General features: G+C 70.7%; 12 protein-coding genes. 10 read left to right on the forward strand and 2 right to left on the reverse strand.

Annotated features, from left to right (window positions below; genetic code table 11):
* Positions 1-280: 280 nt before the first annotated feature.
* Positions 281-1,189, reverse strand: a complete 909-nt coding sequence (locus tag ACFWMR_RS29015) for an alpha/beta fold hydrolase (RefSeq protein ID WP_378380673.1) — start codon at positions 1,187-1,189, stop codon at positions 281-283.
* Between the two features lie 79 nt (positions 1,190-1,268).
* Between ACFWMR_RS29015 and ACFWMR_RS29020 the strand changes: the two genes are divergently transcribed.
* From ACFWMR_RS29020 to ACFWMR_RS29065, 10 genes are all read left to right on the forward strand, one after another.
* A complete protein-coding gene (locus tag ACFWMR_RS29020) occupies positions 1,269-2,186 on the forward strand; it encodes an AurF N-oxygenase family protein (RefSeq protein WP_378380674.1) in 918 nt (305 codons plus the stop codon).
* A 1-nt stretch (position 2,187) separates the two neighbouring features.
* Positions 2,188-3,693: an FAD-dependent oxidoreductase gene (locus tag ACFWMR_RS29025; protein ID WP_378380675.1), complete on the forward strand. Its 1,506-nt coding sequence runs from the start codon at positions 2,188-2,190 to the stop codon at positions 3,691-3,693.
* Positions 3,694-3,779: 86 nt separating this feature from the next.
* Entirely contained in the window at positions 3,780-4,145 is a 366-nt protein-coding gene (locus ACFWMR_RS29030; RefSeq protein WP_093932202.1) for a VOC family protein, read from the forward strand.
* Positions 4,146-4,607: 462 nt separating this feature from the next.
* Positions 4,608-5,627, forward strand: a complete 1,020-nt coding sequence (locus tag ACFWMR_RS29035; RefSeq protein ID WP_378380676.1) for a streptomycin biosynthesis protein — start codon at positions 4,608-4,610, stop codon at positions 5,625-5,627.
* Positions 5,628-5,961: 334 nt separating this feature from the next.
* Positions 5,962-7,458: an ABC transporter substrate-binding protein gene (locus tag ACFWMR_RS29040; RefSeq protein ID WP_378380677.1), complete on the forward strand. Its 1,497-nt coding sequence runs from the start codon at positions 5,962-5,964 to the stop codon at positions 7,456-7,458.
* A complete protein-coding gene (locus tag ACFWMR_RS29045; RefSeq protein WP_378380678.1) occupies positions 7,455-10,637 on the forward strand; it encodes an amino acid adenylation domain-containing protein in 3,183 nt (1,060 codons plus the stop codon). The genes ACFWMR_RS29040 and ACFWMR_RS29045 overlap by 4 nt, the downstream gene beginning before the upstream one ends.
* Positions 10,630-13,842, forward strand: a complete 3,213-nt coding sequence (locus tag ACFWMR_RS29050; RefSeq protein ID WP_378380679.1) for a non-ribosomal peptide synthetase — start codon at positions 10,630-10,632, stop codon at positions 13,840-13,842. Before ACFWMR_RS29045 ends, ACFWMR_RS29050 begins: the two co-directional genes overlap by 8 nt.
* Positions 13,839-17,000: a beta-ketoacyl synthase N-terminal-like domain-containing protein gene (locus ACFWMR_RS29055; RefSeq protein ID WP_378380680.1), complete on the forward strand. Its 3,162-nt coding sequence runs from the start codon at positions 13,839-13,841 to the stop codon at positions 16,998-17,000. Before ACFWMR_RS29050 ends, ACFWMR_RS29055 begins: the two co-directional genes overlap by 4 nt.
* On the forward strand, positions 16,997-17,212 hold the full coding sequence (locus tag ACFWMR_RS29060) for an MbtH family protein (protein ID WP_093932206.1): 216 nt from the start codon (positions 16,997-16,999) through the stop codon (positions 17,210-17,212). Before ACFWMR_RS29055 ends, ACFWMR_RS29060 begins: the two co-directional genes overlap by 4 nt.
* Positions 17,209-18,186: a ketoacyl-ACP synthase III family protein gene (locus tag ACFWMR_RS29065; RefSeq protein ID WP_378380681.1), complete on the forward strand. Its 978-nt coding sequence runs from the start codon at positions 17,209-17,211 to the stop codon at positions 18,184-18,186. Before ACFWMR_RS29060 ends, ACFWMR_RS29065 begins: the two co-directional genes overlap by 4 nt.
* A gap of 40 nt (positions 18,187-18,226) precedes the next feature.
* On the opposite strand, the gene ACFWMR_RS29070 is transcribed toward ACFWMR_RS29065, so the two are convergent.
* Positions 18,227-18,484 carry a phosphopantetheine-binding protein gene (locus tag ACFWMR_RS29070; protein ID WP_093932208.1) on the reverse strand — a complete coding sequence of 86 codons (258 nt, stop codon included), beginning with the start codon at positions 18,482-18,484 and terminating at the stop codon, positions 18,227-18,229.
* Between the last annotated feature and the right edge of the window lie 92 nt (positions 18,485-18,576).

Here is an 18,576-nt window from a genome sequence, read left to right on the forward strand (position 1 = left end):
AAAAAATAAAACAATCTATATTTCCAAAGCCTCCACCAACCCCCCGCCGCCTCCGCCCCGCTGGTCTGGCGGTCGCCCGTGATCAGACGGACGACACACGTGACTGGATGGACGGCACGTGTGATTGGAGGGACGCCTCGTGGTGAAGGCGGCCGTGTGGATGTGTCGTCCAGCCGATCACGTGTGTCGTCCGTCTGATCACACGTCTCGTCCAAGCAGCCACGCGAAGCACCCGACTGGACCAGCGGATCGCCACATACGCCGCGCACGACCGCTTGCTTCAGGAAAGTTCGCCCGCAGCTGTAGCGGTGCGGTCGATGATGGCGGCCAGTGTCGTGGCGGCCTCTTCGGGAACCCAATGGCTGACGCCGGTCAGGATCTCGAGCCGGTACTCGCCGTCGACGTACTCGCCCGCGAGCTCGGCGCTCCGGCGGGAGAGGGCCGTGTCGCCGTCGCTCCAGACGTGGGTGGTCGGCACGGGAACCCGGCCACGCAGGCCCGTCGGACGTTGCAGGAACATCGCGCGGTACCAGTTCAGCCCGCCGGTCAGCGCGCCGCCGAGCACGATCTCCTGGTGGACCCGGGCGATCTGGGCCGGGGTCATCCCGGTTTTGGCGAGCGTGCGGTCCAGGAACCGCGGCCGGGATCGCATGGCGCGTTCGGGCAGCCAGGGGATCTGGAAGAGGGCCATGTAGTACGACCGGACGAGCTGGTCGCTGGTCAGCATCGCGCGCAGGAAAGCCCCGGCATGGGGGACCGAGACGCTGGTCAGGGACCTGATCAGGTCCGGTCGCCGGGCCGCGGTCGCCCAGGCGACGTTGGCGCCCCAGTCGTGTCCGGCCAGGTGGACCGGTCCGGTGCCGATGGTGTCGATGAGCGCGACGGTGTCGGCCACGAGACGGCTCGACCGGTAGGCGAAACGGCCCCGTGGCCGCGCGCGAGGGGAGTAGCCGCGCTGGTCGGGCGCGATCGTGCGGTACCCCCGCTCGTTGAGCAGCGCGGCGGTCTCCGCCCACGAAGTGCTCGTCTGCGGGAATCCGTGCAGCAGGACGACGACGGTGCCGTCCAGCGGACCGGTGTCGCGCACGTCGAAGGTGAGGCCGTCGTGTTCGAAGGATCCGACTCGGCTGGGTGAGGTCAAGGTCGGGTCTCCTCGCTGATCGGCGGGGTGGGTGGCCTTGACGGCCATTTAGGTGTTACCTTGGGTAACAGTGAATCTCGGTAACGCTTAAACCGTACACCCAGCCGACGTTGTCAGGGAGGTCCGTATGACCAGCACCGATGTGCCTCGCACCGCGGGTACGGCCGAGGACGGCCGCCGCGAGACCGCTCGGCGGCTGCTCGATTCGTCCGCGATGCTGTCCTACGACCCGGCCACCGAGGTGGACTGGGAGACGCCGCTGGACAAGGACTTCCACGGCGCGAGTCCGGAGTGGAGCACGCTCTACGGCACGAGCTACTGGGCCGAGATGAGCACGGAGCAGCAGAAGGAGCTCACGCGCCAGGAAGCCGCTTCGGTCGCGAGCACCGGTATCTGGTTCGAGATGATCCTCCAGCAGATGGTGCTGCGCGATTTCTACGCCAAGGACCCGACCGACCCGGCCTTCCAATGGGCCTTGACCGAGATCGCCGACGAATGCCGTCACTCGATCATGTTCGCCCGCGGCGCGGAGAAGCTCGGCGCGCCCCCGTACCGCCCGCGCAAGCTCGCCGTCGAGCTCGGCCGGGTCTTCAAGGCGACGGCCAGTGGCGAAGCGGCGTACGCGGCGATCCTCGTCGCCGAAGAGGTCCTCGACGTGATGCAGCGCGACTGGATGCGTGACGAGCGCGTGGTTCCCTTCGTGCGCACCATCAACAACATCCACGTGGTCGAAGAGTCCCGGCACATGAAGTTCGCCCGGGAAGAGACCCGTGAGCAGCTGGAGGGCGCGGGCCCCGTGCGCCGCCGGATCAACGCGCTGGTCATCGCGATCGCGTCGTACTTCATCGTCAGCAGCATGGTCAATCGCGACGTCTACAAGAACGCGGGACTCGACACCGGGCGCGCGCTGCGCGAGGCGAAGGCCAACGAGCACCACAAGTCGATGATGCGCTCCAGCTGTGCCGGGCTGATGGAGTTCCTCGGCTCGTGCGGTCTGCTCACCAAGCCCGCCCTGGTGTTCTACAAGCGGGCGAACCTGATCTGACATGGCCTTCGCGATCACCCAGACCTGTTGCAGCGACGCCACTTGCGTGTCGGTCTGCCCGGTCAACTGCATCCATCCCACCCCGGACGAGCCCGACTTCGGCACCACCGAGATGCTCTACGTCGACCCGGCTTCGTGCATCGATTGCGGGGCCTGCGCGGACGCCTGTCCGGTGGACGCGATCTTCCCGGCGGATCTGCTGACCGGACCGCTCCAGGTCTACGCGGGAATCAACGCGGAGTACTACGCGGACCGTGAGGTCGTCTCTTCCGCCGACCCGGCGCCGAACTTCCACCGCTGGAGCCCGCCGACGTTCGACAGGGCCATCCCGAGCGACTTCGCGCCGCCGGACATCGCCGTCGTCGGCACCGGCCCGGCGGGTATGTACGCCGTCGAGGACCTGCTCCTGCACACGAACGCGCGGGTCACCCTGATCGACAGGCTGCCGGTCGCGGGCGGGCTCGTCCGCTTCGGCGTCGCCCCGGATCACCCCGCCACGAAGCGGATCGGCGAGACGTTCTCGCGACTTCACGAGCACCCGAGGCTGCGGCTGCGGCTGGGCACCGAGGTCGGCCGCGACGTCACCGTGGACGAACTGGCCGGCCGCCACGACGCCGTCGTCTACGCGGTCGGCGCCTCGTCCGCGCGCGGCCTCGGCCTGGACGGCGAGGAGCTGCCCGGCAGCATCGCCGCGACCACCGTGGTCGGCTGGTACAACGGGCACCCGGACGTCCCCGCGAACGCGGTGGACCTGTCCGCGGAACGTGTCGTGCTGGTCGGCACCGGCAACGTCGCCCTCGACGTGGCCCGGATCCTCACCGCCGACCCGGACACCCTTGCCGGGACCACGATCGCTCCGCACGCGCTGGAACGCTTGCGTAGCAGCAAAATCCGGGAAGTCGTGCTGCTCGCCCGGCGCGGACCGGAGAACGCCGCCTACACCTCCCCGGAACTGCTCGCGCTGTCCGGGCGCACCGGTGTTCCGCTCGTCGTCGACGACGCGGACCCGCGCACCACGACCGCGATCGACGCGGGCACCGGCAAGGCGAAGCTGCTGCGCGAACTCGACCGCGAGACCGTCGACTGGACCACGCCGCCGGACGCGGACTCACGCCGCATCGTCCTGCGCTTCCACTCCGCGCCCACCGGGATCATCGGGGACACGCAGGTGCGCGGCCTGCGCGTCACAAGCCCGGACGGGCCGGTCGAGATCGCCGCCGGCCAGGTCGTGCGCGCGGTCGGATACCGGGGCGTCCCCGTGCCGGGCCTCCCGTTCGACGACGACCGCGGCACGATCCCGAACACCGCCGGCCGGGTCGACGGAAGCACCGGCGCGTACGTCGTCGGCTGGATCAAACGCGGCCCCTCGGGCGGGATCGGCGCGAACCGCACCTGCGCCGGGGAAACCGTGGCGACCCTGCTGGACGACATCACCTCCGGCAGGCTTCCGGTCCGGGCGAAGCGGTCGCCGATCGCCGCGCTGGCCGCGCGATTCCGCGGCCGCTGAGCGGAACCGCGGGAGAGCTTTGTCGTCCTAAAGTGGTCATGAACTGCTTGATCGTGACTTCGTGATTCCTGAAAGGACGACTCGCCGTGCCGGGTTTCAAGGATGTTTACGCCGTTTTGCCGGTCGCCGACCATTCCGCCGCGGTCGCGTGGTACGAGCGTTGGATCGGGCGGCGGCCCGACGCCGAACCCATGGAAGGCGTGGCCGAGTGGCGGATCGCCGGGAACGCGGGGATCCAGGTCGCGCACGCCCCCGAGGCCGCGGGCAGGAGCACCGTGGTCATCGTCGTCGACGACATCGACGAGACCGTCGGCGCGCTCGAGGCCCAGGACGTGACATGCGGTCCGATCCAGGACTACGACTTCGTCAAACTGACGGAGGCCGCGGATCCGGCGGGCAACAAGGTCACGTTCGTCTGGGAGAACCCGAACTACCGGCCTTCGCCGGAATAACCGGCACAGGCGCCCCATCAGCCACATCCTTCACACTGGTACCACCGCGTCCTTTATCCGCGCAAATCGGCGATAAAGGTCGGATGCTCTTCGCGTCCGCCGCATCGGGTCGCGGTGGTACTCCAGGAGTCTTATCGGGTGCACTTCCATGACAGGGAGTCACCCTGAACGTTCTAACGTCCTCTCGTTGGTGCTTTCGTTGTATTCCCCTTGCCCGCAAAGTCGTCCGGCTGGTTCCATGGCATCCGGGCGGTCCACTCAATCGGTTTGAGAACGGCAGCCCACTGGGGGAAGGACGGTCGTTTCATTGTCTGAAGCCGCGCTGACCAAGATATCCGTAGGTCACCCGCATCGTTCGCCGTCCGTCGTCCTCCGGTGATATCGCCCGCGTCCGAAAGATTTCGAATTCGAGGATGGCGCCGAGCCGTCGTGTTCGCGATCAATGCTGTGGGGGGCAAGGAGATGCAGAGTCGAGCGCGTCCGGAACCAGTCGCCGCGGAGCAGCCGGCCACCGTCCCAGGGCATCTCGGCCAAGAGGTGGTGCGGGTGCCCATCGACTCGCTGCTGCCCGCCGACTCGCCGCGGACAGCGGGCGAGGATCCGGCGCACGTAAGAGAATTGGCGACCTGGGAGGTCGCCTTGCCGCCCATCATCGTGCACCGCGCGACGATGCGGGTGATCGACGGCATGCATCGGATCCGCGTCGCGGAGGCACGGGGCGAATCGACCATCGCGGTGCGGTTCTTCGACGGCAGCGCGGACGACGCGTTCCTGCTCGCCGTGAAAGCGAACATCGCGCACGGCCTGTCGCTCGCCTTGGCCGACCGGAAAGCCGCCGCCAGACGCATCATCGGCACCCACGGCGAATGGTCGGACCGTGCGATCGCGGCCCTCACCGGTCTCGCGCACAAGACCGTCGGCGCGATCCGGCGCCGGTCGACTGGGGAAAATCCCCACTTGACCGCGCGGGTCGGCAGGGACGGCAGAGTCCGGCCGCTCAACGGCGTCGAGGGCAGGCGCCGGGCGGGCGAGCTCCTGGTCGCGAACCCGGACACCCCGGTCGAGGAGGTCGCCCGCGCGGCGGGGATCTCGACGACCACCGTGAAGGACGTGCGCAGACGCCTGCGCTGCGGCGACGATCTGGTCCCGAGTGGACAGCGGACCGAGCCGGCCCGGATCGACGGCCCCGCCGAAGAATCCCCGGTCTGGGACCGGGCGACGGTCCTGCGTCGATTGCGGGCGGACCCGTCATTGCGGTTCGCCGAGTCCGGCCGGGCGTTGCTGCAATCGCTGAACCCGCACGCGGGCGGGGAGGAGAGCTGGCTCAGCCTGGCGGACAACGTGCCGCAGCACTGCACCGGCATGGTCGTCGAACTCGCCCGGCACTGCGTGGCGGACTGGCAGCGGTTCGTCGCCCGGCTGGAACAGCGCGTCCGCGAAGGGGACGTCCCCCAAGACGTCGCGAAACCGCTCGGCCGCTGAACCGCCCTGCCGGGCGTGAGCGACGAAGCGTGAAAAGAGTGCGGCGAATTGACGGCCGCGCTCGTTCCGTGCCTTTGAATGGCACTCTGTTTCCCTTTCGATCCGGTAATTGCCGTGTGCTGCGCGCCGGGCGATCGGTGCCGCTTGACCGGCGTTGACGGATCTCGCCGGATCCTGGTTGGGTTGAAGTGAATCGAGGCGTACCCGAATTGAGAAGGGCCGGGGTGTGGTGGCTGCTGAGGAACGCGACCTTGGGCATTCGATATTGCGTGTTGCCCTGTCGCAGAGAATCGACCACGTCAATCCGTTTCGGGCGGTCAAAGAGGCAGGCGCCATGATCGGCAGGCTGTGCTGGGAATTCCTCACGCCGCCGTCGCCGGTCGATTTCAAGCCCACGAGCGGGGTCGCCGAATCGTTGACGCCTTCCGAAGACAAGCTGACCTGGAAGTGCGTGATCCGTCAGGGCTTGACGTGGTCGGACGGCACGCCGCTGACCGCGCGCGACGTGGCGTTCACCTTCGCCAAGATCATGTCGGACGAAGTGGCCGCCGAGGCGAACGGCAGTTACGTCGAGAACTTCGTGAGTGTCGAGGCCGAGGGCGACGACACGGTGTGGTTCCGGACGAAGGCGCCGCAAGCCAGCATGACCGCGCTCGACGTGCCGATCGTCCCGGAGCACGTTTGGCGCGCGGTCGAGGACATGGACGACCCGCTCGGCGAGTCCGTCGAGATCGTCGGGGTGGGCAGCGGCCCGTTCCTGGTCGCTGAGCACCGCAAGGACGACGTCACGGTCCTGAAGGCGAATCCGGGCTACTGGCGTGGCCGCGCGGCGATCGACGAAATCCACCTCATCTTCTTCGCGAGCGCGGACGATGCCGTCGACGCGTTGTGCGCGGGCGAGGTCGATGTCGTCAACCGGGTGACCTTCACGCAGCACCGGAAACTTTCGGCCGCCGACGGCGTCACCGTCGTGGAAGCGGACAGCCGTCGCTACAACCACTTGATGCTCAACCTCGGCGCGCTGAACCGGGACCGGCAGCCGATCGGCGACGGTCATCCCGCGCTGCGGGACATCCGGGTGCGCAAGGCGCTCGCGAAGGCCATCGACGTCGAGGCGATCCGGGACGGCGTCTACGGTGGCTTCAGTCGTCCGCCCGGCGGCATCGTGCCGGCCATCTTCCCGGACTATCACTGGGAACCGTCGGAAGAACAGCGGTACCGGTTCGATCTGAAGCGGGCGGGTGAAGAGCTCGACGCCGCGGGCTATCGCCTGCGAGGAGACAGGCGGACCGGCCCCGACGGCGATCCGTTGCGATTCCGGCTGCTCTGGCGGCTGGGCACGGACTACCACGAGCGCGCGGCGGGCCACATCGGCGGCTGGCTCGGCGAACTCGGCATCGGCGTCGAGTCGATCGGCCTGCCCGACGACGACTACGAAGAGGAGTACAACAGCGGCCGGTTCGATCTCACCGTCGCCGGCTGGGGCAGCCCGCCCGACCCCGACTGGATCCTGGCCAGGCAGACCAGCAAGAGCCTGCCCTCGGACCGCGACACCACGGTGAGCGCCTCGTTCCTCGCGGACGACGAGTTCGACGTCCTCTACGAACGGCAGCTGGCCGAGATGGACCCGGCGGCCCGCGCCGAGATCGTGAAGCAGGCGCAGGCCCGGTACTACGACCTCGTGCCCACCATCCTGCTGGCCTATCCGGTCGCGCTGGAGGCGTACCGGTCGGACCGGTTCACCGGGTTCACCCGCCAGCCGGAAGGCACCGGCCCGATCATGGAGCAGGCGGGCTACTGGGGGTTCTACACCTCGAGGCCGGTGGGATGACCGACGCCGGACCGGGTACGGCCGAGGACTCGTGGCCGTTGACCCCCTTGCAGAGCGGCATGCTCGTGGACGCGCTGCGCGATCCCGAGAACGACGCCGACCTCGTGCAGCATCTGTTCCGTGTCGAGGGCGAGCTGGACATCGACGCCTTCGGGGCGGCGTGGCGGTCGGTGATCCGGCGGCATTCGGTCTTCCGCGCCGAGATCCGGTGGCGGGATCTGCCGGAGCCCCGCATGGTCGTCCTCCCGGACGTGCCGTTGTCCTTGACCGTCCTGGACTGGAGTCTGCTCGGCCAGGCCGAGCAGGACGCGCGGTTCGACGCGGTGCTGCGAGCGGATCAGGCACGCGGGTTCCGGCTCGACACCGCGCCGTTGAGCCGGATCACCGTCATCCGGGTCGCGGACGCGGCGCATCTGGTGCTGTGGACGTCGCACCACATCCTGATGGACGGCTGGAGCCGGACGCTGGTCCTGGAGGAGCTGGCCACCGCCTACGCCGGGAATCCCGGACCGGAACGGCCCGCGCCGCGATTCGGCGACTTCGCCGTCGGGGTCCGATCGAGTGACTCCGCGGCGTCCCTTGCCTTCTGGCGTACCGAGTTGAGCGGTTTCACCGGTGGCGTGCCGCTCCCCGAGATGGCCGGCCGCCGCGCCGAACCGGGAACCGGCGAGCACAGCGTGCTGCTCGACGGGACCAGGACCACCGCCCTGCGTGAGCTGTGCAAGCGGGCCAGAGTCACCCAGGCCACGGTGTTCCACACGGCCTGGGGGCTGCTGCTCGGCCACTACACCAGGAGCCGCGACGTCGTGTTCGGCTCGACCGTCTCGGTGCGGCCGCCCGACGTCCCCGAAGACGAGCAGCCGATCGGGTTGCTGATCAACACCATCCCGGCCCGGGTCCGGGTGGATCGCGACGCGACGATCGTCGAGTGGCTGCGGGCGAACCAGAAACGGCTGGCGGCGGCCCGCGAACACGGTGGGGAGTCGCTGGCGGAACTCCAGGCCGCGACCGGGCTGGAACCCGGCACGCGACTGTTCGATTCGGTCCTGGTCTGCGAGAACTACCCGGGTTCGAGCGACGACCGGTGGTCGGCTGGAGAGCTCCGGATGGACCTGGTCCGCCGGTTCGGGCGGACCGGCTACCCGCTGTTCGTCACGGTGTGGCTCGGCGAGACACCGCGGGTCGTGTTCGAGCACCAGCGCGACCACCTCGACGAGGACGCGGTGCGCGACATCGCGGAAGGCTTTCTCACCATCCTCGACACGCTCGCCGCCGACCCGGCGGCCCTGGTGGGTTCGGTGCACCCGCTGAGCCCCGCCGCGCGCGCCGAGATCGTGGACCGCTACAGCCCGCCTCCGGCGCCCACGGTGTCCGGCCTCGTCCACGAACTGATCGGAGAGCAGATCCGGCGCCGTGGTGCCGCGGCGGCGGTCGTCTGCGGTGACGTGACGCTGAGCTACGAGGAACTGGACCAGGCCGCGGAAACGCTGGCGCGACGGCTGCGTGCCGAGGGCATCGGACCGGAACGAGTGGTCGGGGTGTTCCTGGACCGCTCGGAGATGCTGGTGGTCGCGTTGCTGGCCGTGCTGCGCGCGGGCGGCGTCTATCTCCCGCTCGATCCCGCACTGCCCGACCGGCGGCTTCGGCTCATGCTCGACGACGCGGGGGTGAGTGCCGTGGTGACCGAGCAGGCGCTGCTTTCCCGGCTGGACGCGCCCGGTCTGTCGGGCGACCGGCGGCTCGCCCTGTGCGTGGACGGCCGGACCACGGGTCCGTCGCTGCCGCCGGCGCCCGCCCGCGCGCAACACCCGGAAGACCTGGCGTATCTCGTTTACACCTCCGGCTCCACCGGTACCCCCAAGGGGGTCGCGATCACACATGCCTCGGTCGCGACCAACTGCCGCAGCATCCAGCGGCTGTACGAGATCCACGCGGACGACGTCGTCCTCCAGTTCTCGTCGATCGGTTTCGACGCTTCGCTGGAGCAGGCGCTGACCCCGCTGCTGACCGGTGCGACGGTGCTGCTGCGCGACCAGGAGGTGTGGAGTCCGGACAAGCTGCTCGACGTGGTGTGCGCGCACGGCGTCACGGTGATGGAACTGCTGCCGGAGTACGGCTGGGAGGTCGTCCGCACCCTGATCGCCCATCCCGATCCCGTGGCGAGGACGGGCAGCCTGCGCCTGGTGACCGTCGGCGGCGACGTCGTGACCACCGAACAACTCTCCCAATGGCACCAGGTCGTGCCGCACGTGCGGGCTGTCGTGAGCTACGGCCCCACCGAAGGGACCATCACCGCGAGCGGCTGGATCTACCCCGGCCACAGCGACTCGCCGGTCGCGTTGATCGGCAAGCCACTGGCGCATATCCGGGCCTATGTGCTGGACGACGACTTCAACCCGGCCCCGGCGCGCGTCCCCGGCGAGATCTGCATCGGCGGCGTCGCGGTGGCCCGCGGTTACCCCGGCAGGCTCGCGATCACCGCGGACCGGTTCGCGCCGGATCCCTGGGCTCCCGAGCCGGGGGCGAGGCTGTACCGCACCGGCGACCTCGGCCGCTGGCTGCCGAGCGGCGACCTGGAGTTCCTCGGCCGGATGGACGACCAGGTCAAGATCAGGGGCACCCGGGTCGAACCCGCCGAGGTGGTGACCGCGTTGCGGGCGCATCCGACGGTGGGACAGGCCGCGGTGGTCTTGAACCGGTCGATGCCGGGGGTGTCCCCGTCGCTGGTCGGCTACGTCACGCCCGCCACCGCCGGAGCGGACCCGGATCCCGCGCGGCTGCGGGAATTCCTGCGCGGCGAGGTGCCCGCGGCGGCGGTCCCGTCGTCGATCACGGTGCTGGCCGAACTCCCGTTCAACGCCAGCGGAAAGCTCGACCGCGCGGCCTTGCCCGCGCCCGCCGGCCCTCGCGCCGGGACCGATGACGCGGACGAACCGAGCACCCCGCTGGAGAAGGCGCTCGCCGAGGTGTGGGCCGAGGTGCTCGGGGCCGAGCGGGTCGGCGTACACGAGGACTTCTTCGACCTCGGCGGCCATTCCCTGACGATGCTGCGGGTCGTGGCGCGGGCGGGGCGCGCGGTCGGCCGCGAGATCCCGTTGCGGCTGCTGTTCCGGAATCCGACGGTGGCGAGCCTGGCCACCGCGCTCGACGCCTCCGGGGGAGGTGGAGCTCGTGACTGACCTCGTGCCCGGGGACATCGCCACGGCGGGTCCCGTGCGGCTGCCCCGGCGGCCGGACGAAGACGGCCGCGTCCTGCTGCCCGCGTCGTTCGCGCAGCGCCGGTTGTGGCCGTTGCAACGGTTCTTCCCGGACAGCTTCGCCTACAACTACCTCATCCTCCTGCGGATCGAAGGAGAGCTGGACGTCGCCGCGTTGCGGGAGTCGGTGTGGCGGCTCGTGGACCGGCACGAGAGCCTGCGCACGGCGCTGGTCCACGACACGGAACTCCGCCAGCGGGTCCGGCCCGTCGGCGCGCCGGAGAACCACCCCCCGATGCCGGTGCTCCCGGTCGTGCCGGACGCGGGTGAGGATCCATGGGAGTCCGCGCGGCTCGACGCGATCCGCGAAGGCCAGGAGCCGTTCGACCTGAGTGCCGGGCCGACGTTGCGCGCCTCGCTGCGCGGCGTCGGAGCGCGTGCGCACCTGCTCGCGCTTTCCGTGCACCACGCGGTGTTCGACGGCTGGTCCGAGGACGTGCTGCTGGCCGAGCTGGCGGTCTGCTACTCGGCGCTGACCGACGGCCGCGAGCCGGTGCTGCCGGAACTGCCCGTGCAGCACGGCGACATCGCCGAGTGGGAGCGGCACGCCGTGGCGGCCGCGGAGCCGGAGTTGCTGGCCTACTGGAAGAACGTTCTCACCGGGCTCACCCCGCTCGACCTCCGCACCGATCGGCCGCGCCCGGCCCGCCCCGCGTTCCGGGGCGCGGCGTACGGGATCCCGGTGCCGGCGGCGACGGTCACGGCGTTGCGGTCGCTCTGCCGGGAACAGCACGTGTCCTTCTACATTGCGCTGGTGGCCGTCGTCGCCGCGGCGATGGGCCGCTGGGCCCGTCAGGACGACGTGCCCGTGGCCGTGCAGGTGGCGAACCGGCCGTTGCCCGCCGCGGAGAACGTGCTCGGCTTCCTCGTCAACGGACTGGTGCTGCGCACCGATCTCGGCGGGAATCCCAGCTTCGCCGACCTGCTGGAACAGGTCTTCCTCACCTTCATGGACGGGTTGGAGCACCAGGGCATGCCGTTCGAACGGCTCGCCGAGGTGCTCGAACCCGGCCGCGACCTCAGCCGGACCCCGCTCGCGCAGGTCGCGGTGGCGCTGGACAGGGTCGTCGATCCGGCCGGGTTCGCCGGGCTGCGCGTCTCCCGGGCCGACTCGTTCCTGGGGGTCGCGAAATGGGAGCTCGCGGTCACCTTCCGGGAACGCGGCGACGAGCTCACGGCGATCGTCACCTACGACACCGATCTCTTCGACGAGACCACGATCGCCCGGCTCACCGATTACCTCGTGCGCTCGCTGACGGCGCTGGCCGAAGAACCGGACCGGCCGGTGCTGGACGTCCCCTTGGTCGTCGGCGCCGAGCGGGCGCGCCTGGTCGAGGACGTCAACCGCACCCGGACCCCGTTCCCGGACCGATCGATCCAGGAGCTGTTCGAGGAGCAAGTGGCGTCGGCCCCGGACGCGCCCGCCGTCCACCACGACGGCGGCGTCTTGTCGTACGCCGAGCTGAACTCGCTCGCGAACACGGTGGCGCACGGCTTGCTGGCGCGGGGGATCGGCCTGGAATCACGGGTCGGGCTGTGCCTGCGCCGCTCCCCGGAGGCGATCGCCGCGATCCTGGGCGTGCTCAAATCCGGCGCGGCCTACGTGCCGCTCGCGCCCGACCATCCGCCGGAGCGGTTGCGCCTGCTCGTCGCGGATTCCGGCGCCGCGGTGGTCCTCACCGACACCAGGTCGTCCGAGGCGGTGGCCGGTTTGCCGGGGACGGTGTCGTGGGCGGACATCACGTCCGCGCCCGCCACCGGGAACCCGCCCCGGCTGGCCGACGGCCGCACCCTCGCGCATGTCGTCTACACGTCCGGTTCGACCGGCAAGCCCAACCCCGTCGGGGTCGAACAGCGCTCGATCGGGCGGCTGGTCCGCGGCGCCCGCTTCCACGAGTTCGGCCGCGGCGACGTGTGCCTGCACCTGTCGCCGCTCACCTTCGACGCGTCACTGGTCGAACTGTGGGGGCCCCTGCTCAACGGCGGCGCGGTCGTGATCCCGCCGGGGGACGCCGGAACCTCCGCGATCCTGGACCAGATCAGGGCCGCGGTGGACACCCACCCGGTCACCATGATGCAGCTCATCGCGCCCCAGCTGAACCTGATCGTCGAGCACGCGCCGGAACTGCTGTCGTCGATCCGGACCCTGTTCGTCGGCGGCGACGTCGTCGACCCGGCGGCGGTGTCCGCCGCACTGGACCATGTGGACAGTGACGCGGTGCTGCACATGTACGGGCCGACCGAGTCGACGCTGTTCGCCACGTTCGAGCCCGTGCACGCGGTGCGCCCCGGTCAAGGCGTGTTGCCGATCGGACGCCCGATCGGCAACACGACGGTCTACGTGGTGGATCCCGGCCTGCGGCCGGTGCCGGCGGGAGTGCCGGGCGAGTTGCTGCTCGGCGGCGCCGGGCTGGCCCGCGGCTACCTCGGACGGCCGGCGCTGACCGCCGAGCGGTTCGTCCCCGATCCGTTCTCCGGCGAACGCGGCGCGCGGCTTTACCGCACCGGCGACCTCGTGCGCTTCCTCGCCGACGGCAGGCTGGAGTTCCTCGGCCGCATCGACGGCCAGGTCAAGCTTCGCGGCTTCCGGGTGGAGACCGGCGAGGTCGCCTCGGCGCTGCGCGCCCACCCGGACGTCGACGACGCCGTCGTCCTGCTGCGGTCCGATCTGCGCGGCGGCCCCGCGCTGGTGGGGTACGCCGTCGCACGCCCGGGGGCGGCGTTCGAGCCCGCGGTCGTGGACCGGTATCTCCGCGAGGTCCTGCCCGCCGCCCTGGTCCCGGCGTATCTGATCGCCGTCCCCGAGATCCCGCTGACCGGAAACGCCAAAGTGGACAGAGCGGCGCTTCCGTTGCCGGACAAGGACAACGGCGCGGACGGCGAGCCACCGTCGTCCGGAACCGAGAAGCGGGTGGCGAAGATCTGGCTCGCCGTCACCGGAGCCGGGCAGGTCGCCCGGGACACCCCGTTCTTCGCCGCCGGGGGCAACTCGCTGCTGCTGGTCGGCCTCGCGGAACGGCTCGGCGAGGAGTTCGGCGCGCTCGCCCCGTCGGTGGTCGAGCTGTTCGACCAGACGACGGTGCGGCGGATCGCGGCCTTCGTCGACGGACAGGGGAGGACGTCATGACCCCCGTTGCCGAGCCGATCGCGATCACCGGCATGGCGGTGCGGTTGCCGGACGCGGATTCGCTGCGGCGCTTCCACCGGAATCTGGCCGAGGGCAAGGACAGCGTCCGGGAGGTGCCTGCCGAGCGGCTGCGCCTCGCGGGCGCCGACCCGGGCCTTCGCCACCGGCCGCTCGCGTCCTTGACCGGCGTGGAGGAGTTCGACCACGAGTTCTTCGGGATCCCGTTGCGCGAAGCCGAGCTGATGGATCCGCAGCACCGGCTCTGCCTCCAGCTGGCCTGTGCGGCGATCGAAGACTCCGGTCATCCGCTCGGCAGCGTCCGCGGTACCCGGACCGCGGTGGTGATGGCGGGCGGGCGCTCGGATTACGCGGAGCTGATGACCGAGGCCGACGAAGGGGTGCTGACCCTGCTGGGCACGGGCACCTCGGTGTTGCCGGGCCGGATCGCGCATCTGCTCGGCACCCAGGGCCCGGCCCTGGTGGTCGACACCGGATGCTCGACCGGGCTGGTGGCGCTCGACCTCGCGGCGGGCATGTTGCGCGGCGGTCAGGCGAGCCTGGCTGTCGTCGGCGGTGTCGCGGTGCGCAGCACGTTCGCCGACGCCTCCGACGACCGGTACGCCGAGGTGGTGTCCGCCTCGGGCCGGTGCCGGGCCTTCGACGCCGCAGCGGACGGCACCGGGGACGGTGAGGGCGGCGTGGTGCTCGTCCTCAAGCTCCTGTCGGACGCCGTGCGGGACCGCGACCACGTGCACGCCGTCGTCCGCTCGACCGCGGTGAACCACAACGGCGACCGGTCCAACGGGCTGAGCGCGCCCAGTCCCGCCGCACAGGTGGACCTGCTGCGCGACGCCTGGGAGAAGGCCGGTCTGCGGCCAGGGCAGCTCGGATACCTGGAAGCGCACGGATCCGGGACGCGGCTGGGCGACCTCATCGAGGTGGAGGCGGTCTCCCGGGCCTGCGGCGAGCCGGAACCCGGCCGGGAATCCCGCGTCATCGGTTCGGTGAAGACCAACATCGGCCACCTCGACCACGTCGCGGGCCTCGCCGGACTGGTCAAGGTCGTCGCGGGCATCCAGAACCGGGTGATCTACCCGTCCCTGCATTTCACCCGCCCCAACCCGCTCGTCGACTTCGATCGGCTGGGCGTGCGGGTGGCCACCGAACTCGTCGAGTGGAAGGCGGACGACGACGGCCCGCTGTTCGGCGGGGTGAGCTCGTTCAGCCTGGCCGGGACCAACGCGCACGCCGTCCTGGAGTCGGCACCGGCGGCACCGCCCGCGGGCGGGGAGCCATCGGGATGGGCGGGCGGTGTGGCGACGGTGTCCGGTCGCGGCTGGCCCGCGGTCGCCCGGGTCTGCGCGGCGTTACGGGAGCGGATCGCGGACGACCCCGGACTGGACGTCCGCGATGTGCTGCACACCCTCAACCGCGGCCGGGACCACCTGCCGTGGCGGGTGGCGTTCCCCGTGCGCGACCGGGCCGGACTGCTGGACGGTCTGCGCAGGGCGGGCAAGAGCGCCGGCCGGGGCGGCCCGGCACCGTCGGGCGCCCGCCGTCCGATGTGGACGGTCGTTCCCGGCGCCGGGCCGAGCGCCCGCGACGCGGACCTGCTGGCCGGACGGTACGCGGTGTACGCGGCCGCCGTCGCCGAGTGTGCCGGGGCCGCACCGGACGAGGTGGACGAGGACACGACGGCGTGGTTTGCCCGGAACCACGCGTTCCTGCGTCTCATGAGGACTTGGGGGATCGATACGACACTGGTGTCGGGCTCCCTGGCGCTGGCGAAGCTCGCACGCGGCGAATCGAGCCTTTCCGAGGCGCTGGCCGAGGCGATGCGCTCCGACGACGGTGAGCACGGAAGCGACGACCCCGGCGGCGATCTCGTCGTATGCGATCTGGACTCGGTGCGCGGCGACGACGTGCTCGCCCGCGTGGCGGAGCTCTACGTCTCGGGCGTGGACGTGGACTGGGACCTCGTGCACGAGGGCACCGGGCGACGCCGGGTTTCCTTGCCTGGCTACTCCTTCGAACCGACGCGATGCTGGGTCACGCCTCCACCGCGCGACACGGCGCGACCGGCGCCCGGCCTCGTGCCGCCGCGCCCCGACCGGCCGCCGACGTCGCGTGCGGACTACGAACAGGCGCTCGCCCGGGTCTGGACCGGTTCGCTGCGCGTCGGCGAGGTGCCGCCCGACGCCGACTACTTCGAGCTCGGTGGCACCTCCGTGCTGGCATTGCAGGTGCTGGCCGACATCCGCAGGGAACTCGGCGTGCGCTTGCGGCTGCGGGACATCTACGCGCACCGGACACTCCGCGACCTCGCCGGGTTCATGGCCGCGAGCGCCGGGCACGATCCGGCGGCCACCGGGCGGCTGGTGCCGATCCGGGCCGGGGGCGAGCACCCGCCGCTGTTCTGCCCGCATCCCTCCGGCGGTGGTGTCCAGCCGTATTTCGAACTCGCGCGGGCGTTGCCCGCCGGGCATCCGGTCATCGGGGTGCCCGCCGTCGGTCTCGACGACGGACTGGAGCCGGACCCGACCGTCGAGGCCATGGCCACCCGGTACGTCGGCGAACTGCGGCAGGTCCAGCCCACGGGACCGTACCGGCTCGTCGGCTGGTCCTTCGGCGCCGTGATCGCGTACGAGATGGCCCGGCGGCTCAGCGCGGAGGGCGACCGCGTGGCGACGCTGGTGCTGATCGACGCGAACACCGAACTGGATCCCGGGCCGCCCCCGGAACAGGAATCGGCGCTGCTGATCAACCTGCTCACCGCCGGCTCCGACTTCCGCGTCGACACCGGCGCGCTGGCCGGGCTGTCCGAGCGGGAACGGCTGACGGCCGTCGTCAAGACGGCCAAAGAGGCCGGGCGCTTGCCGACGGCCATGACCCGCCACCAGATCGGCGCCATGACGAAAGTGTTGCGCGCCAACGACCTCGCGCTGCTCGACTACCGGTGGGCCGGGTACGCCGGCCCGGCGACGGTGATCCGGGCCGAGTCGCCGCTCTTCGAGGGCCCGGACGACCGGGCCGAGGACCTCGGCTGGCGCAAGTTCGTCACCGGCGAGGTCACCGTCCACTCCGTGCCCGGCGATCACTTCACCATGATGCGCCGGCACCACACCGCGATCGCCGACATCATCGGGAGGGTCTTGTGACCGCAGCCGTGCCGCAGGAAGACCGATTCCAGGTCGTGATCAACCACGAAGAGCAGTACTCCGTCTGGCCCGCGACCGGTGAACCACCGGCGGGCTGGCGGCCGGTGGGCTACACCGGCACCCGGGAGGACTGCCTCGGCCACATCGAACAGGTCTGGACCGACATCACCCCGAAAAGCGTGCGAGACCGGGCTGCCGGGAGCACACCGTGACCGCGGTCGGGATCGACGCGATCGAGGTGTGGCTGCCCGCGGACCGGACGCCGATCCGTGACCTCGGCGAGTACGCCGGCCTCGCCGAGCCGGACCGGACGCTGGTGGACGGCTTCGGGATCGCGTCCGTGCCGGACGCGGGCGACCGCCACGGGACGGACCTGGCGGTCGAAGCGGTGCGGGCGTTGCTGGCCCGGACCGGTCTGCGGCCCGGTGACGTCGACGCGCTGCTGCTGATCGGCGGCCGGGCACCGGAGTACCTCATGGCCTCCGAGTCGACTAGGGTCCAGCAAGAGGCAGGCCTGTCTTCGGCGCTGTCGTTCTCGGTGTCGGACCTCGGGTGCGCGTCCATTTCGACCGCGCTGCTGACCGCCCGGTCACTGCTTCTGTCCACTTCGGACTGGCGCAATGTGGTGATCGCGCACGGCTGCGTGCGACCCGGCCCCGGCCGGATCCGGCTCCCGGTGACGGTCAACGGGGACGCCGGGCTCGCGGTGCTGATGCGTCCCCTCGCCACCGCGCTGCGCGTCGTGGACGTCGCCGTGGAGACCGACGGCCGGTTCTGGGACCTGTTCCGGGTGGAGTACCGGGGCTTGGCGCCGGAACACTGGCGCGAGGTCTGCGCCGATCCCGCGCGGTACTCGTTCGAGCTGGCCATCGAGAGCCGCAACCGGCTCGACCGGCTCAACCGGCTGGTGCTCGACCGGAACGGGCTGGCCATGTCCGACGTCGACCACGTGCTCATGCAGAACGTCTCGACCGGCGCCTTCCGCTTCTACGAAGAGGCGTTCGACGTCGAGATCGCGAAGGTGTGCGAGCGGAACCTGGCCGGTTACGGCCATCTCGGTCCGGTCGACGTCATGGCCAACCTGGACGCGGGCGTGACCTCCGGTCAGTTCGAGCCCGGAGATCTCGTCCTGGTGATGAACAACAGCCCGGCCGCCGCCTGGAGCTCCATGCTGGTCGAGGTGTGAGCGCGTGGACCGGATCGCGACGCGGGCGCGCCGCACAGGCTCAGACGGCCCTGGCGCGTACCAAAGCGGCCAGCTCGCGCGGGGTGCTCACCTCGGCGAGGAACTCGGCGAGGGAAAGCCCGGTCCGCGCCTGCTTGCGCAGCCGGGCCACGATCTGGCCCGCTTTGATGGAATCGCCGCCGAGTGCGAAGAAATCGTCGTCGGGGCCGACCGGTCCACTGAGGACATCACGCCAGATGCCGATCACGAGTCCGTCGAGATCCTGTCGGTCGGCCGGTGCGTGTTCTCCGTGGGACATGCGCTCACCGCTTCCGGTCGGAGTGGGACAAGCTGTCTCGGCCCGACTTTAAGGCATGACAGGGCGGGGATTCCATGGGTGAAAGGACCGGT

The sequence above is a fragment of the Amycolatopsis thailandensis genome (assembly GCF_042723255.1).
In the GTDB taxonomy this organism is placed as follows: domain Bacteria; phylum Actinomycetota; class Actinomycetes; order Mycobacteriales; family Pseudonocardiaceae; genus Amycolatopsis; species Amycolatopsis thailandensis.

What these genes read in the sequence shown, in the direction of transcription:
- ACFWMR_RS29015 (WP_378380673.1), bottom strand. Translation starts at nt 1,189, where the DNA reads ATGGCCGTCAAGGCCACCCACCCCGCCGATCAGCGAGGAGACCCGACC.
- ACFWMR_RS29020 (WP_378380674.1), top strand. Translation starts at nt 1,269, where the DNA reads ATGACCAGCACCGATGTGCCTCGCACCGCGGGTACGGCCGAGGACGGC.
- ACFWMR_RS29025 (WP_378380675.1), top strand. Translation starts at nt 2,188, where the DNA reads ATGGCCTTCGCGATCACCCAGACCTGTTGCAGCGACGCCACTTGCGTG.
- ACFWMR_RS29035 (WP_378380676.1), top strand. Translation starts at nt 4,608, where the DNA reads ATGCAGAGTCGAGCGCGTCCGGAACCAGTCGCCGCGGAGCAGCCGGCC.
- ACFWMR_RS29040 (WP_378380677.1), top strand. Translation starts at nt 5,962, where the DNA reads ATGATCGGCAGGCTGTGCTGGGAATTCCTCACGCCGCCGTCGCCGGTC.
- ACFWMR_RS29045 (WP_378380678.1), top strand. Translation starts at nt 7,455, where the DNA reads ATGACCGACGCCGGACCGGGTACGGCCGAGGACTCGTGGCCGTTGACC.
- ACFWMR_RS29055 (WP_378380680.1), top strand. Translation starts at nt 13,839, where the DNA reads ATGACCCCCGTTGCCGAGCCGATCGCGATCACCGGCATGGCGGTGCGG.
- ACFWMR_RS29070 (WP_093932208.1), bottom strand. Translation starts at nt 18,484, where the DNA reads ATGTCCCACGGAGAACACGCACCGGCCGACCGACAGGATCTCGACGGA.